18 protein-coding genes are annotated in these 16269 nt (G+C 31.8%); 16 read left to right on the top strand and 2 right to left on the bottom strand.

Going from position 1 to position 16269, the window contains the following annotated elements:
• A partial coding sequence (locus ACOX6R_RS04465) for a 3'-5' exonuclease (RefSeq protein WP_433447680.1) occupies positions 1 to 1111 on the top strand: 1111 nt, incomplete at its 5' end.
• A 20-nt stretch (positions 1112 to 1131) separates the two neighbouring features.
• Positions 1132 to 2475 (top strand): butyryl-CoA:acetate CoA-transferase, encoded by a 1344-nt coding sequence (locus ACOX6R_RS04470; RefSeq protein ID WP_433447682.1) that lies wholly within the window; start codon positions 1132 to 1134, stop codon positions 2473 to 2475.
• Positions 2476 to 2513: 38 nt separating this feature from the next.
• Here the strand turns inward: ACOX6R_RS04470 and ACOX6R_RS04475 are convergent, their stop codons facing one another.
• The gene (locus ACOX6R_RS04475; protein ID WP_433447684.1) at positions 2514 to 3449 is read right to left on the bottom strand and encodes a TIGR01212 family radical SAM protein; all 936 of its coding nucleotides are present in this window, start codon (positions 3447 to 3449) and stop codon (positions 2514 to 2516) included.
• An 85-nt stretch (positions 3450 to 3534) separates the two neighbouring features.
• Here ACOX6R_RS04475 and ACOX6R_RS04480 point away from each other — a divergent pair, with 85 nt between their 5' ends.
• The 14 genes from ACOX6R_RS04480 (at position 3535) to rlmD (ending at position 15481) form a co-directional block, all read left to right on the top strand.
• The gene (locus ACOX6R_RS04480; RefSeq protein WP_433447686.1) at positions 3535 to 4437 is read left to right on the top strand and encodes a tetratricopeptide repeat protein; all 903 of its coding nucleotides are present in this window, start codon (positions 3535 to 3537) and stop codon (positions 4435 to 4437) included.
• Positions 4424 to 5179 carry a type I methionyl aminopeptidase gene (gene map / locus ACOX6R_RS04485; protein ID WP_433447689.1) on the top strand — a complete coding sequence of 252 codons (756 nt, stop codon included), beginning with the start codon at positions 4424 to 4426 and terminating at the stop codon, positions 5177 to 5179. The genes ACOX6R_RS04480 and map overlap by 14 nt, the downstream gene beginning before the upstream one ends.
• Positions 5180 to 5196: 17 nt before the next feature.
• Positions 5197 to 6558: an MATE family efflux transporter gene (locus ACOX6R_RS04490; protein ID WP_433447691.1), complete on the top strand. Its 1362-nt coding sequence runs from the start codon at positions 5197 to 5199 to the stop codon at positions 6556 to 6558.
• Between the two features lie 13 nt (positions 6559 to 6571).
• Positions 6572 to 7174: a peptidylprolyl isomerase gene (locus ACOX6R_RS04495; RefSeq protein ID WP_433447693.1), complete on the top strand. Its 603-nt coding sequence runs from the start codon at positions 6572 to 6574 to the stop codon at positions 7172 to 7174.
• A 9-nt stretch (positions 7175 to 7183) separates the two neighbouring features.
• The gene (locus tag ACOX6R_RS04500) at positions 7184 to 7786 is read left to right on the top strand and encodes a thymidine kinase (protein WP_433447694.1); all 603 of its coding nucleotides are present in this window, start codon (positions 7184 to 7186) and stop codon (positions 7784 to 7786) included.
• A 108-nt stretch (positions 7787 to 7894) separates the two neighbouring features.
• The gene (locus ACOX6R_RS04505; RefSeq protein WP_433447696.1) at positions 7895 to 8965 is read left to right on the top strand and encodes a PfkB family carbohydrate kinase; all 1071 of its coding nucleotides are present in this window, start codon (positions 7895 to 7897) and stop codon (positions 8963 to 8965) included.
• Complete coding sequence (locus ACOX6R_RS04510) at positions 8955 to 9878, top strand: pseudouridine-5'-phosphate glycosidase (RefSeq protein WP_433447699.1); 924 nt, start codon at positions 8955 to 8957, stop codon at positions 9876 to 9878. The genes ACOX6R_RS04505 and ACOX6R_RS04510 overlap by 11 nt, the downstream gene beginning before the upstream one ends.
• On the top strand, positions 9871 to 10365 hold the full coding sequence (locus ACOX6R_RS04515; RefSeq protein ID WP_433447702.1) for an acyl-CoA thioesterase: 495 nt from the start codon (positions 9871 to 9873) through the stop codon (positions 10363 to 10365). The genes ACOX6R_RS04510 and ACOX6R_RS04515 overlap by 8 nt, the downstream gene beginning before the upstream one ends.
• A 75-nt stretch (positions 10366 to 10440) precedes the next feature.
• Positions 10441 to 10722, top strand: a complete 282-nt coding sequence (locus ACOX6R_RS04520; protein ID WP_433447704.1) for a DUF503 domain-containing protein — start codon at positions 10441 to 10443, stop codon at positions 10720 to 10722.
• Positions 10723 to 10735: 13 nt separating this feature from the next.
• Complete coding sequence (gene nth / locus ACOX6R_RS04525) at positions 10736 to 11377, top strand: endonuclease III (protein WP_433447706.1); 642 nt, start codon at positions 10736 to 10738, stop codon at positions 11375 to 11377.
• Positions 11377 to 12765 carry a VanW family protein gene (locus tag ACOX6R_RS04530; protein ID WP_433447708.1) on the top strand — a complete coding sequence of 463 codons (1389 nt, stop codon included), beginning with the start codon at positions 11377 to 11379 and terminating at the stop codon, positions 12763 to 12765. The genes nth and ACOX6R_RS04530 overlap by 1 nt, the downstream gene beginning before the upstream one ends.
• Before the next feature lie 54 nt (positions 12766 to 12819).
• Positions 12820 to 13392: a hypothetical protein gene (locus ACOX6R_RS04535; RefSeq protein ID WP_433447710.1), complete on the top strand. Its 573-nt coding sequence runs from the start codon at positions 12820 to 12822 to the stop codon at positions 13390 to 13392.
• Positions 13383 to 14195, top strand: coding sequence for a CvfB family protein (locus tag ACOX6R_RS04540; RefSeq protein WP_433447712.1), 813 nt, complete (start codon positions 13383 to 13385; stop codon positions 14193 to 14195). Before ACOX6R_RS04535 ends, ACOX6R_RS04540 begins: the two co-directional genes overlap by 10 nt.
• Positions 14195 to 15481: a 23S rRNA (uracil(1939)-C(5))-methyltransferase RlmD gene (rlmD, locus tag ACOX6R_RS04545; RefSeq protein ID WP_433447714.1), complete on the top strand. Its 1287-nt coding sequence runs from the start codon at positions 14195 to 14197 to the stop codon at positions 15479 to 15481. The genes ACOX6R_RS04540 and rlmD overlap by 1 nt, the downstream gene beginning before the upstream one ends.
• Positions 15482 to 15701: 220 nt before the next feature.
• Here the strand turns inward: rlmD and ACOX6R_RS04550 are convergent.
• A partial coding sequence (locus ACOX6R_RS04550) for a hypothetical protein (RefSeq protein WP_433447716.1) occupies positions 15702 to 16269 on the bottom strand: 568 nt, incomplete at its 5' end.

Below are 16269 nucleotides of genomic sequence, written 5' to 3' on the forward strand. Positions count from 1 at the left end.
AAAACAGGAATTCGATGATTTGGAAGTGGGCGTAAATGTTCTTACAATTCACAAATCAAAAGGTCTAGAATTTGATGCTGTAATAATTGCAAATATGGATAAATCTAATTTGATTTCAAATAAAAACAAAATAGTTGTAGATAAAGAGGTGGGTCTTGGAATTAAGTCTAACTTTTCTACTGCAAATTTCGACAGGGCAAATAGGAATTTAAGAGACATTGACAGTGAAGAAGAAAAGAGAATACTTTATGTAGCCATGACTCGTGCTAAAAAGGAATTGGTACTTTTTGGAAATTATGAAAAATCAAGACCTGCATCTTTCTTTTCAATCATTAAAGATTCAGGTGTGGAAGTATGCGAGTACACCTTTAAGAGAGAAAAATTAAAATCACAAGATGAAACTCAGCATGAGCTATTTAATTTTAATAAGGAAACTGAATTTAGAATTCGTGAATATTATACAGTCTCTGACTTCTTAAATTTCAGAAGAAGCCCTGAAGAATTTTATAAAAAATATTTTTTGGGAATTGATGATTATACAAATGGTAATAGCGAAGAAAAAATTATGGATCCCAAACTACTTGGAGAAATTGTTCATTACTTTGCAAAGACTAACAACAAAAATGATACTTCCAATAGTGATATTGATTTATATATTGAAAGAATTTTTAATTATTATGAGGAAGAGTTAAACGAAGATAAATTTAATTTAGTAAAAAACTTGTGCTTAAACTATCTATCAATGGAAGAAAACGATGTTCTCTATAAGGAACTTTTATTTTATTACAATCTAGACGGTTATCTAGTAAAAGGCTATATTGACGCTGTAATTAAAATAGATGATAAATATTATATTGTAGATTATAAGACAAATGATGCAGATGAAGAATATCTATTAAAAACATACAAACCTCAAGTTTTGATTTACTCAAAAATCTTTGAATCTTTGTACAATATAAAAATAAATGGTGCTTATATTTATGACCTAAGGGGTAGTAATAAGTTGAAAGTTGAAACTCATGACTCTGAAATTGCGAGCATTATGAAAGAGTTTTCAGAATTCATAGATTTCACTAGAAAACATATAGTTTATAAAGATTATATATTATAAATAGGAGGATTTAAAAAGTTATGGATTTTAAGAAAGAATATGCTTCAAAACTAATAAGTGCAAAAGAAGCAGCAGCTATGGTAAAAGATAATATGTGGCTTGACTACGCATGGGCTGGTAACACTCCAGTTGCTTTTGACCACGCACTTGCTGAAAGACTTGATGAACTTAACGAAATCAAAGTTAGAGGCGGTGTATTACTTTGGGAACCAGAAATATTTAAAAAAGACCCAAATGGTGAAAAAGTAGTTTGGAATTCATGGCACGCTGGTGGACCAGATAGAGCAAGAATTAACAATACTCCAGGTGGATTCTATGCACCACTTAGATATTCTGAACTTCCTAAATGGTATAGAGAAAACTGTGAAGTTAACATTGCAATTATCGCTGCAACTCCAATGAATAAACACGGAATGTTTAACTTTGGTCTTAACTGCTCACATCTATACGCAGTAATTGAAGCTGCAGATGTAGTTATTATTGAAGTTAACGAAAAACTTCCAACTTGTCAAGGTGGATTCGAACACGAAGTTTCAATTGATAAAGTTGACTACATTATTGAAGGAGATAATCCTGATTTAGCTACACTTCCTAAGGGCGGATTTAATGAAGTTGATAAAGCTGTTGCAAGACAAATAGTAGAAGAAATTCCAAACGGAGCAACTCTTCAACTTGGAATTGGTGGCATGCCTAACGCAGTAGGTCTTATGATTGGTGAATCTGATCTTAAAGATTTAGGTGTTCACACTGAAATGTATGTAGACGCATTTGTTGAACTTTCTAAAAAAGGAAAAATCAACGGATCTAAAAAGAATATAGATAGATTTAGACAAGTATATGGTTTCGCTGCAGGTTCACAAGAAATGTATGATTACATGGATATGAACTCACAAGTAATGGCAGCACCTGTAAGCTATACAAATGATGCTAGAGTTATTTCTCAAATTGATAACTTTGTATCTATTAACTCTGCAGTTAACGTAGACTTATTTGGACAAGTAAGTTCTGAATCAGCAGGATACAGACACATCTCTGGTGCTGGTGGACAACTTGACTTTGTACTTGGTGCTTATCTATCAAAAGGTGGAAAATCATTTATTTGCTTGCCATCAACTTATACAAACAAGAAAACAGGCAAGAGCGTATCTAATATAGTTCCTGACTTTGCAACAGGATCTGCAATTACAGCTGCAAGACCAAACACTCACTGGGTTGTAACTGAACACGGTAAATTCAACTGCAAGGGTAAATCTACTTGGGAAAGAGCAGAAGGTTTAATCAATATCTCAGCTCCAGAATTTAGAGATGACCTAATTAAAGAAGCAGAAAGAATGAATATTTGGAGAAATTCAAACAAGAGATAATTTCCACAACTATTTAAATTAAAATATAAGCCATTGACTCATAACCAGTAGTCAATGGCTTCTTTTATGTCTTCTTTAGTTTTAACATCAAAATTTCTATTTTTTAACTCTTTATCAATTTCTGAAATCACAGACAACTTGTCGGCGCACCATTTTGGTTCAAAGAGACTTCTTTTATCTGGATCGCCAGTAATTCTATGGATAACAGTATTCTTAGGCATATTTGAAATGGCGTAGATAATAGTTTCAATATAATCTTCTCTTGTCATTAAATCAAAATTTTCTTTTCTATACATATTGTAAATGTCCGTATTTTTGCAGATGTATAAATTGTGGAACTTAACACCAAAGGGATAAATATTTTTTATATAATTAATAGTGTCAATGTAGTCAGTCTTATTTTCATATGGCAGCCCAAAAATTGCGTGAATTAAAAATAATATGTTATTTTCTTTGAGTTCATTTACTTTTTCGTCAAATACTTTGTGGCTGTAGCCTCGATTTATAAGTTTTATGGTCTTTTCATTTGTAGTTTGCATCCCAAGCTCGAGCCAAAGAAGTTTTTCTTCTGAGAGCTCTTTTAAATATTTTAAGACTTCTTTATCTAAACAGTCGCATCTAGTTGCTATTGAAATTCCTTTGATGTCATCTCTTTTAATTACTTCATCGTAAATTGATTTAATACTATTTAAATCGCCGTAAGTATTGGTGAAGTTTTGAAAATAAGCAATGAAGTTCTGAGCTTTCCATTTTTTCAGTAAAAAATCTTTTTGAGAATCAATTTGCTCACTAATACTTTCGCATCTATTGCCGGCAAATTCACCGCTACCTTTATCTGTGCAAAATATACAGCCCCTCTTTGAAAGAGTGCCGTCTCTATTTGGACAAGTAAATCCTCCATCGAGAGATAGTTTGACAGTCTTTCCATTAAAGTATTCTTTAAAAAAATCATTAAAAGATAAAAATCTTCTCATCAAATCACCAGTTTAATTATACTAAAGAATTCGAAAGGTGGCGAATTTTAAAAAATATTATATAATATAAAGAGTGAGTGATAAGATGAATGTAAAGTATAAAAATTATATTGTTCTATCGAGAAAATTTATATTTCAAGGAGATACTCTTAAGGCCATTAAAACTTTAGAAAAAGCTTTAGATTTTGCTCCAAACGAAGACGAGAAAATTTCGATTTTATTTGAAATTGCAGATCTCGAGATAGAAAATGAAAATTTTAATAATGCCAAAGATATTTATAAAGAGATTTTAAAAACTAAGGAAGAACCAGGAGCATATTACGGTCTCGCAATGGTGGGAGAATTTTTAAAAGAGAGCGATGAGTACTCGATTAAAAATTACAAAAAGGCAATAGATCTTGATGAAAACTATGACAGGGCTCACTATTACTTGGCTCTTTTATATGACAAAATTGGCGAAAAAGACCTTGCAATAAATCATTTTAAGACTGCAATTAGTTTAAATCCCTATGACTATGTCAGCTTAAATGATTTAGGTTCGCTTTATGAAGGTTTAAATAAGGACGAATGTGCCAAGAAATGTATTGAAAAATCTCTTGAGATTAATCCCGATTATGGAAGAGCACTTTATAATAGGGGAGTTCTTTACAAAAAAGAGGGTAAGAATGACTTGGCACTTAATGTATATTATGAAGCAATAGATAAATTTAAAGACCCTTTTTTATTTTTGAATATGTCAGCAATTTATATTGAAGAAAAAAGATATAAAGAGGCGCTAGATATTTTAGACACTGGACTTATGAGATTTCCAGAAAGTGTAAATCTTCACTACAACAAGGCATGTGTGTTTAGTATACTTGGTGATAAGGCTAAATCAAAATCAGAAATTAAAAGGGCCATTGAAATAAATAAAGATGCAGAAGTCTGGGCAAGTACAGATCCAGACTTGATGGAAATAATGGGGGAGTTAAGAAATGATAATAATTAAAACAAAAGATGAAATTAAAAAAATGCAAGAAGCAGGCAAAATTTTAGCTTCAGTGCATCACGAACTTAGGGACTTTATTAAACCTGGTGTAAAAACTATTGATATCGATAGATTTGTAGAAAACTATTTATTAAAACACAATGCAACACCTGAACAAAAAGGATATGAGGGATTTCCTTATTCAATTTGTGCATCAGTAAATGATGAAATTTGTCATGGATTTCCTAGCGAATATGTTTTAAAAGATGGCGACATTATAACTGTAGATATGGTTGTAAATTACAATGATTGGCTTGCTGACTCAGCTTGGTCCTATGAAGTGGGAAATGTAAGTGACGATGCTAAAAGACTTCTAAAAGTTACAAGAGAGTCAATGTATAAAGGAATTGAACAGGCAGTTCTAGGAAATAGACTTGGTGATATTTCTCATGCAGTTCAAACACACGCAGAGTCAAATGGATATTCAGTTGTAAGAGAATTTGTCGGCCATGGAATTGGAAGAGAAATGCACGAAGATCCTCAAGTGCTTCATTATGGAAAGGCTGGACGTGGAGTAAGACTTCAAGAGGGAATGGTATTTACTATCGAGCCTATGATTAATATGGGCAAAAAAGAATTAAAAATGGATAGCAACGGTTGGACTGCAAGGACATTAGACGGCTCACTTTCTGCTCAATATGAGCATCAAATTGCAATTACTGAAAATGGACCTATAATAATAACTGACCAAGGCGATTGCTAATGTATGAGTGATTGCGTATGAAGAAAGCAAATTTATTAGAGGGCAATATTTTTAAAACTTTAATAAAAATGGCAATGCCTCTTATGGGTATTGCCTTTGTTCAAATGGCATATCAGTTAATAGATTTGATGTGGCTTGGACGACTTTCTACTGAAGCTGTTGCATCTGTTGGTGCAGGAGCTTTTTATATATGGATGGCACAGTCAATTACTCTAATAGCTAAAACTGGAACTTCTGTAGGACTTGCGCAGGCCTATGGTAGGGGCGATAATGAAGAAGCTAAAAAAGTTTGGATAAGTGGATTTTATTTAAATCTAATTATATGTTTAGTATTATCTGCAATTTATATTTTATTTAGAGAGCAGCTCATAGGTATCTATGGGTTTAAAAAAGAAGTTCACGAAATGGCTGTCATGTACCTTTACATTATTTCTGTTGGACTAATTTTTACATTTTTTAATCCAATGCTTTCAGCTACTTTTTATTCAAAGGGCAATTCAGTAACGCCTTTTAAGATATCTATTATTGCACTTATTACAAATTTAATTCTCGATCCACTTTTAATTTTTGGGATTGGAGTTTTTCCAAGGCTTGAAGTTGCAGGAGCAGCTCTTGCCACAGTTATAGCACAAGCTGTTGCAACTTTTATTTATATATTTGTTGGGATAAGAAGTAGACAAATTTTTATAAAAAATGATTATTCTAAAATTCCAGATAAAAAATATTTTAAAAATCACTTAATTTTAGGTGTACCTGCATCTATGCAGTCAGTAATTCATGCAACAGTTGGAATTATTCTAAACAAATATATTGCCTCATTTGGTGCAATGTATGCAGCAGTTTATTCCATTGGTTCACAGATAGAATCTATTTCATGGATGACTTCAGATGGATTTGCAGTAGCTTTTTCTGCATTTTTTGGACAAAATTATGGTGCCAAAAATTATGATAGACTTCAAGAAGGAAGAAGAGAATGTCTTAAGATTATTAATATAATTGGAATCTTTGCAGCTTGTCTATTGTTTATTTTTGCAGAGGATTTATTTAGACTTTTTATTCCAAAAGATCCCTTGGCAATTAAAGCTGGAGTTGACTATCTAAAGATTATGGCATTTTCTCAATATTTTATGGCACTTGAGATTGGAACCACTGGAATGTTAAATGGACTTGGGCTTACAAAGTATCCTGGGATAAATGCTGTTATTTTAAATATTTTAAGAATTCCACTGGCACTACTCTTTATGCCAAAAATAGGAGTTCTTGGAATTTGGCTAGCCATGACAATTAGTTCAATTTTAAAGGGAATTATTTTAAATATATTGTATTTACATTTGCGAAAAAAGACTAAGGGCTTTACAATAAATATGAAGGATTTTTAATAAAGGAGATATTATGTTAAAACAATTTGAAAAACCACAAGCTGGAGAAGATATAGCTGTATTAAATACAAATAAAGGAACAATTAAGATTAGATTATTTCCAGAAGCTGCACCAAAGGCAGTGGAAAACTTTAAGTCTTTAATTCAAGATAAATATTATGACGGAATTATTTTTCATAGAGTTATAAATAATTTTATGATTCAAGGTGGAGACCCAACTGGTTCAGGAATGGGTGGCAAGAGCAAATGGGAAAAACCTTTTGAAGATGAATTTGATATTAATTTTAGAAACTTCAGGGGTGCTCTTTCAATGGCAAACTCTGGACCAAACACAAATGGTTCACAATTTTTTATAGTTCAAGGCGATAAAGTTCCTGCAGATATTATTTCTCAAATGGAAGAAATTGGAGCAGAAGGCGGATATTCTGATGATATTATTGACGGATATAAAGAACATGGCGGAGCATTTTGGTTAGACGGAAAGCACACTGTATTTGGTCAAGTGTTTGAAGGAATGGATGTAGTAGATGATATTGCCTCTACAAGAGTTGGCTTTATGGACAAGCCAGTAAATGACATTGTAATTGAATCAGCAATTATAGAAAAAATAGACTAGGAGATACGCATGCATCAATACAGAGGTAGAATGATAATTCACACTGGATCCATGTTTTCTGGAAAGACTAGTTCTCTAGAAAAAGATTTAAAGAGATTTTCAATAGCAAATTATAAAGTTGTTGCATTTAAACCTATTGTGGATAGCAGATATTCAAAAAAGGAAATTGTAACTCATGATAAAATTTCTTTAAAAGCAATGCCTGTTGAAACTTCTGATGATATCCTAAGAGAAGTTGAAAAAAGATCTCCAGAAGTTATTGGAATCGATGAGGTCCAATTTTTAAATGATAGTCCAGAAAATGTATTATCAAATATTGAAAAAATACTTGGAAAGGGAATTACTGTTGTCATAGCAGGACTAGATATGGACTACACAGCAAAGCCCTTTGAAATAGTTAAAGAGCTCATGCCAAAAGCTGATTACTTACACAAGCATCATGCTGTTTGCAAAAGTTGTGGTGCAGATGCGTGGGTTTCGCACAGAAAAATTGCTAGCGACAAAAGAGTTGAGATTGGAGCAATCGAAGAATACGAACCGCTATGCAGAGCTTGTTACAAAAAAGCTATGATTAATGATAAACTAAATAAAAACCAAGAAACTTTTATCTAAAATAAAACTATTTAGGGCATATGTCTTAAATAGTTTTTTTATTGGAATACATATTGACTTTATATAATCAACTGATTATAATATAGACAAAAGACTAGAGGTGATATTTTGACTCCTAGAGAAAAAGAGATAATTGATTTAATAAAATCTAATCCTATGATATCTCAACAGGAAATTGCAGAAAAATTAAATATTACCCGCTCAGGTGTATCAACCCATATCAACAATTTATCCAACCAAGGATTTATTATAGGGCGTGGATATATCTTGCGGGAAGATGAGTATGTTGCAATCCTTGGAGGTTGCAATATGGATATTGTTGGTTCTAGTTTTAATAAGTTAAAAGACAAAGACTCAAATCCCGGCAGAATTACTTATTCAAGCGGTGGAGTTGCTAGAAATATTTGTGAAAATCTTTCGCGTTTAGAAGTAAACACAACTTTTTTGTCCGTTCTAGGAGAAGATGATGCAGGTGTAAAAATTTTTGAAGAATTAAATGCTTTAAACGTAGACACTTCAAAAATATTATTTGAAAATGGCGACACTCCTCATTATCTTGCAGTCTTAGATGATGAAAAGGACATGAGAGTTGCAATTAGCGACATGGAACTTCTAAAAAAGATTGATAAAGATTATATTTTAAAAAACAAAACTATTTTAGAAAATGCAAAATATGTCGTAGTCGATACTAATTTGGAAAAAGAAACATTAGAAGTCATCTATAAAAATGTTGATGCAAAACTTTTAATAGATGGTGTTTCCACAGTAAAAGCTTTAAAACTAAAAGATATTCTAGACGGAATATATTTTTTGAAATTAAATATCTATGAGGCAAAAGCTTTAGCTGATGTAGAAAGCGATAATTTAGAAGAAATTGGTAAAAATTTAATAAGTAAAGGTCTACATTCTTTAGTTATAACAGCTGGAGAGAAAGGCTCATATTATTTTGATAAAGATAATTTTATAATTAAAGAGTCAAGGCCAATAGAAGTTGTAAATGCCAGTGGGGCAGGAGATGCTTTTATGGCAGGTTATGTATATGGACTCTTTAACGAATATGATATTAAAGATAGACTTAGTGTTGCAGATGCAATGGCAAGAATTGCACTAAAGAGCGAGAGTACAAGTTCTGAAGAAATAAATTTAAAAAATTTGGAGGATGAATTAAATGAATTTTGATCACTTAAAAAAATATTTAGATTTTAGCGATGAAGTTAAAAGAGCAATGGAAGAAAATAAACCAATAGTTGCATTAGAATCCACAATAATTTCTCACGGAATGCCATACCCACAAAATATTGAAACTGCAAAAGCATGTGAAGAAATAATTAGAGAAAATGGTGCAGTGCCAGCTACAACAGCTATAATTAATGGAAAGATTAAAATTGGTTTGTCTGAGGAAGAATTAGAATTTATGGCAACTTCTAAGGACATCATCAAAGCATCAAGAAGAGATTTTGCATATATCGTATCTCAAAAATTAAACGGAGCTACAACTGTTGCATCTACTATAATTGCAGCAAGACTTGCTGGTTTAAAAATATTTGTAACAGGAGGACTTGGTGGAGTTCACAGAAATGCAGAAGTAACTTTTGATATTTCACGTGACTTAGAAGAACTTGCATCAAATGACATAATGATTGTATGTGCAGGTTGCAAATCTATTTTAGATATTGGACTAACTTTAGAATATCTAGAAACTAAGGGAGTTCCTGTTTTTGGTTACCAAACAGAATATATGCCAGCATTCTTTACTCGCAAGAGTGAATTTAAAGTAGATTATAAAATTAATAATCCAGAAGAAGCTGCACGTGCTGCTCTAACACAATGGGATCTTGGACTAAAGGGAGGAATTCTTTTAACTAATCCAATTCCTGAAGCTGACTCAATGGATGAAGACAAAATCAACAAAGCTATCGAAGAAGCTCTAGTTGAGGCTGAAGAAAAACACATTCACGGAAAAGAGACAACACCATTTTTACTAACTAAGGTTTTGGAAGCTACTGAAGGAAAATCTTTAGAGGCAAACATCGCTCTTGTAAAAAATAATGCAAGACTTGGTGCTGAAGTAGCTAAATATCTATATGAATAAGAAAACGTCAGAATCAAAAACTATTTACACTTATGGAGTTATGCCAAAAGACATAAACTCTGGTGGTTCTCTTTATGGTCCAGTTCTATTTGACATTGCCGATCACAATTCGGGCACAACTGTCTTAAGACATGTCAGGAGTAGAATTGCAACTATATCATGCGACTCGTTACAATTTATTAAGCCAACTTTTAAGGGAGACTTTTTAACTGCAGTTACTATCGTCTCTGGCGTTGGCAAAACATCGGTTGAGACCTTCACTAAGTTTTATCGTGAAATTTCTATGACTGGTGAAAAAGAAATTGTGGCAACTTGTTTTTTAACCTTTAAGGTCAAGGAACTAGAGCCTGGAACAATACCAGGAATTATTCCAGAAACCGAAGAAGAGAAAATGATAATTGATGGTTACGAAAACAGACGTCAAATAAATAAAATGAGAAGAATGGAAAACAAAAGAATAGAAAGCTTTTTAAATTGCAAATATTAAAAATTCCGGGTGAAAGTCCCGGATTTTGTGTTATTTATGTGAAAATATATTTAAAAACTATGTTATAATTAAAATATGTTAATAGGAATATGTACATGCGAAATTTTTATTTATGAGGCAAATTCTTTAAAAGAAAAACGACGCATTGTAAAAAGTATTATAGAAAAATCAAAAAATAGATTTAATATATCAATCTCAGAGGTAGGATATAACGACAAGTGGCAAAAGGCCTTGATAGGTTTTGCAATCGTCTCAAATGATAAGGTTATAGTGGAACAAACTATAGAAAGTGTTACAAAATTTATGTCTTCTTATTCTGAAATTGAAATAATTGATATAGACAGAGAAATATTATAGGCATGGTGATTAATTGAATAATTTGCTGACAAAGGATGAAGCAAATCTTTGTTTAGATATTTTAGAAAAAGTTTATCCAGATGCAAAGTGCGAGCTTGAGCACGATAGTCCCTTTGAACTTCTCGTAGCTACGATTTTATCTGCACAATGCACCGATGTTAGAGTAAATAAAGTAACTAGTGAGATGTTTAAAAAATATAATAAGCCACAGGATTTTGCCAATATGGATATTTTATTCTTGGAAGATTTAATAAAAGAATGTGGTTTATTTAGAAACAAAGCCAAAAATATAAAAGCAACTAGCAAGGTATTGTTAGAAGACTTTGGTGGTGAAGTGCCAAAGACAATTAAGGAGTTAATGACTCTTCCAGGAGTAGGCAGAAAAACTGCAAATGTTGTTGCATCTACTTGTTTTGGTGTTCCGGCAATAGCAGTTGATACTCATGTATTTAGAGTTAGCAATCGCATTGGATTTGTAGATGAAAAAAATGTATCTAATACAGAGAAAGCTCTGCAGAAGGTAATACCTAAAGAGCGATGGACAAAAGCTCATCATCTTTTTATATTTCATGGTAGGAGAACGTGCTTTGCAAGAAATCCAAATTGTGAGACTTGTGAAATAAATCATATTTGTAAATATTATGGAGATAAGTAATGGAAAGTTTTAAATCTAAAATTGAAAATATAGATCGAAGAGCTTTAATTGCTTCGATTGCTGTTCTTGTTTTTATATTAATTTCTTTAATTTTTTATTTTGTGGAAAACAATTCGCCTAATATCCATAAAGGTGTAAAAATTGAAGGCATTGCCGTTTCTAATTTAAGTAAAGATCAGGCAAAAGATGTTGTAAAAAAAGAAACAGACAAAAGAATTAGAGAGCATGAGATTAACTTCACTTATGGTGATAAAGAGTACACTTATAGCTTGCAGAGATTTGGATATACATTAAATTTAGACGACGCTATCGAGAAGGCATATGAAGTGGGAAGAAGTGATAGTGGTATAAAAAATTTCTTCCAGATTACTTTTTCACCAATATTTAATAAAAATATTATTGCAGAGGGTGACATTAATAGAGACGCTTTAGATAATGTTTTGTACGATTTAAATGCAAAAACTTATATAAAACCAGTTGATTCATACATTAAAGTTAATCCAAATGGTGAGGTTGTCGTTGTAAAAGAAAAAATTGGTCAATATTTAGATAATGATGAATTTACAAAATTAATAGAAGCTGACTTCATCAATAAGGATAAAATCGAACTGCCAATCTATAAGACTGAGCCAAATGTTAAATCAGATTACTTTGCAGGAATTGACAAGCTATACGCAGAATTTGAAACGAACTATTCATCTTCACCTAAAGGAAGAAAAGAAAATATAAAAATAGCATCATCTAAATTCAATAACTTAAAAGTAGAGCCAGGTCAAGAAATTTCATTTAATGATGTAGTTGGCGAAATAACTGCAGATAAAGGATTTAAAACAGCAACAGTTATAGTTGGTGGCAAAAGCGAAAGTGGAATTGGTGGGGGAGTATGTCAAGTATCTACAACTCTTTATAATTCACTTGTCATGAGTGACTTAGAAATAGTGGAAAGGCATAATCACTCAAGGCCAATTAATTATGTAGACTTGGGAACAGATGCTGCAGTCGTTAGCAATTATAAAGACTTAAAATTTAAAAATAATACAGAAAATCCAATACTAATAATGGCAGATGCAAATGGAGAAAATCTAAGCTTTAAAGTTTTTGGTAATTCCAAGGATAGAGACTATACAGTAAAAATGGTACCTCAGCTTCTTGGAGTAGTAAGTCCTAATGTCATTACAACATATTCGGATAATATTTCTGAAGGACAAGAAGTTGTCAAAGAATCGGGAGCAAAAGGCTATTCTTATGTAACCTATAAAGAAGTAATTAGAGACGGTAAGGTAGTCAGCAAAGAAAAACTATCAAATTCTTACTATGTACCTAAAGACAAGGTAGTAGTTATTGGAACAGGAACATCAAATGACGATAGTTCTGAAGATGAAGATTAAGAGTGCTTAAGGGCACTCTTTTTTAAAGTGCAGAAAGTATGGTAAAATACAGTTATGAAGATATTTAAAAAATTCAGAAAAGAAAAGTCAATATATAGAAGACTCTTAGAAACAGGATTTAATCCTGAGCTTTATGATGATTTAAATTTAACGGATGGAAGTTATGAATTACAAATCGCAAAGGGAGAGGTTCAGGTAAAACATATTTCAACAAGAGAAATTAATCAAGCTGTCGATGATTATTATGCGAGGAAAGAAGAAGCTATTAAAGAATTTGAAGATTTCTTTAAAGAACATAGAGCAATAGAATCAGAAAGACATTTTTTAACTCATCTCATGCAAAAAATAGAATTTTCAGAAGATAAGTTAATAGGACTTTCAATTTTACTAATGAGAGATTCAACAGTAGAAGAGTGCGTAAAGTTTGGAATGCTTATGACAAAATATTATAATCTAGGTGAAGTAATTAGAGCTAAAGAAATTTTTATGAACTTATCAAGACATCCAGCATTTATATACTATGGTATAGATTTTATTAAAAACATTGATTATGCAATACTTGATGATTGGCACGAAAAAATGCCACAAATTGGCAAAGAAATTATAGAGGAGAAATCATGGATTTAGGAAAAGTACAAAAGTTAACAGTCGAATCGAAAGAAAATGGCAGAATATATTTATCAGATGGAACAAGAAAAGTAGTCTTAAATAAAGATGAAGGCAAAAATTTAAATATTGGTGATAAGGTAGACGCTTTTATTTATAATGGTCACGGAGACTTTGAAGCAACACTTAAAAAACCATTTGCAGAAGTTGGCGATTTAAAAAAATTAAAAGTTGTGGATAAAGCAAGAGTTGGATATTTCGTGGACAATGGTACAGATAAAGATGTATTTTTACCATTTTCTGAAGCTACAGGTAGACTCTATGTGGGTGAAGAATATTTGCTCTATCTATATCATGACAAGAGCGACAGACTTGCTTTTACGATGAACATCAAAGATAAATTAAAGAAAAATGATAAGTTTAAAGTAAATGACTATGTTAACGGAACAATTTATGGAATGGGAAAGCCTGGAGCTTTTGTTGCAATAGAAAACGAATACGATGGTATGATTCCAAGTGAAGAGCTAAAAGGGATATACAAGATTGGCGACGAAGTAGAAGCAAGAGTACAAAGAATTTTACAAAATGGAAATATAACACTTACACTTAGACAAAAAGCATACAAGCAAATGGATGCCGATGCCGATGAAATTTTAGAGCTTTTAGAAGAAAATAATGGAGTAATCGAGCTTGGGGACAAATCAGATCCAGAACTTATTAAAGACATAACAGGACTATCAAAAAAAGCCTACAAAAGAGCAATTGGTTCTTTATATAAAAGAAAACTTATAGATATTTATGATAAAAAAATTGAGTTGAGATAATGATTGAAAACAAAAATGAACTTAGGGGAATAATTGAAGATTTTGACTTTAAGGGCAGAGGTATTACAAAAATTGATGGCGTGCCTGTATTTTTAGACGGTGGAATAATCGGAGATGAGGTCTCATTCTTTATAACAAAAGAGAAAAAGAATTATTACAATGGGAGAATAAATAAAATAATAAACTATTCTAGCTTGAGACAAAAAAGTCCCTGTCCATATTCTGATAAATGCGGTGGTTGCGATTTTTTAGAATTAAAAGATGAAGAAGAGTTAAAGTGGAAACAAAATTTGGTCAGAAATAACTTAGAAAAACTTGGCAAAATTTCAATTGAACCTAAAAAAATAATAAGTTCTCCAGAAAATTTTAAATATAGAAACAATATGCAGTTTCAAGTGAAGAATGGAGTAATAGGGTTATTTGAAAAAAATTCAAGAAATATTACACAGGTTCCGAATTGCTTGATGCAAAAGGACTCTGCAAATAAAGTATTAACGGTTCTGTCAAAATTTAAATACTTAAGAGATATTAAGACCATAGGTATCAGGACAAATTACAAAAATGAAGTCATGGTAATACTCGTGACAAATAAGAATAAACTTGACGTCAAAAGTATAATCGGAAATTTAATGGATATAGGCGTAACATCTTTTTATGTCAATTATCATAAAAATGGCAAGTCACGTTATTCAGATGAATTTAAATTGATATATGGAGATGAATATTTAGAAGAAAAAGTTTTGGATCTTAAGTTTAACATATCGCCAAAATCATTTTTCCAAGTAAACATTCCTGCAGTAGAATTTTTGTACAACAAAGCAATAGAATATCTCGATATAAAAGCGAATGATAAAATTTATGACTTATACTCTGGAGTGGGATCAATTTCACTTTGTTTAGCAAGTAAAGGCGCAGACGTAACAGGAATAGAAATTGTTCCACAAGCTGTAGAAGATGCAAGAATAAACGCAGATAAAAATAAACTAGACTCAAGGTTTATAGAAGGAGCAGCTGAAGAAATAATAACAAAGCTAAAAGAAGAAGAAAACATAGCACCAAATAAAATAATCGTTGATCCACCAAGGAAGGGATTAGATGAGAGCTTGGTAGATTTCTTAAAAGAAAACCCAGTAGAAAGACTTGTATATATCTCATGTAACCCAGCAACTCAGGCAAGAGATATAGAAATGTTAAAAGAGGTGTACAAGTTGGAAGAAATAACGCCGGTAAACTTATTTCCAAATAGCGTTCATGTGGAGACTGTAGTATTGATGTCAAGGAAATAAGATTATAGAGTATGAGACTGCTGAAATCAATGGCTTTTAGGATTTTTGGAAGAAATCTTAAAAGTCATATTTTTGATTAAATTTCCTTTGTGGGAACAGATCAACTTTAAAAATAATAAGGGTGTGTAGACAGGATAGATATTTATAGGGAGAATGGACACTTTAAATAGTTGAACAAATAAAAAAGAGCTAGTCGAGGTTAATCGGCTAGTTCTTTTAGCTAAAAGGGTATTTCATCATCGACTGGGAAATTAAAGCCAGAGTTAGATTCATTAGTATATTTTTTATTATATTCACTATGGTCGCATAAAATTCCATCTATAAAAAATCTTGTTTTAGCTCCACAAGTTTCACAGTACCTGGCATTACTTGGATTATGGTGTATTTCACCAACTTCTTCATAACCATTAAAATCTTGAGTATGAATGCCTTCGCAATCGTTATATAAATTTGTACCACAAATCCTACAAAACTCAGCGTTTTCACTAAATTCCTCGTTTCCACATCTAGGACAAATTTTTACTTTCATTGTTGACTCGTCAAAATCTACACCATCTTCATAAAGCATATCTCGTTCACCTCTCTCTTCGTTGCTTTCTTTAATATATTGCTTCATTGTTGTTGGGCTTCCGCATTCTGAGCAATAATAGTCAGTTAGTTTAACTTTATGTTCTTTATTATTAGAACACAAGTTAGATATAGAAACACCACATATAGGGCAGAACTTTGCTTCCCTATTGAAGTTTTTATGACCACAAATAACACAAACATCATATTTTTTAGGACTT

The sequence above is a fragment of the Peptoniphilus sp. genome (assembly GCF_050943655.1).
Lineage (GTDB): Bacteria > Bacillota > Clostridia > Tissierellales > Peptoniphilaceae > Peptoniphilus_A.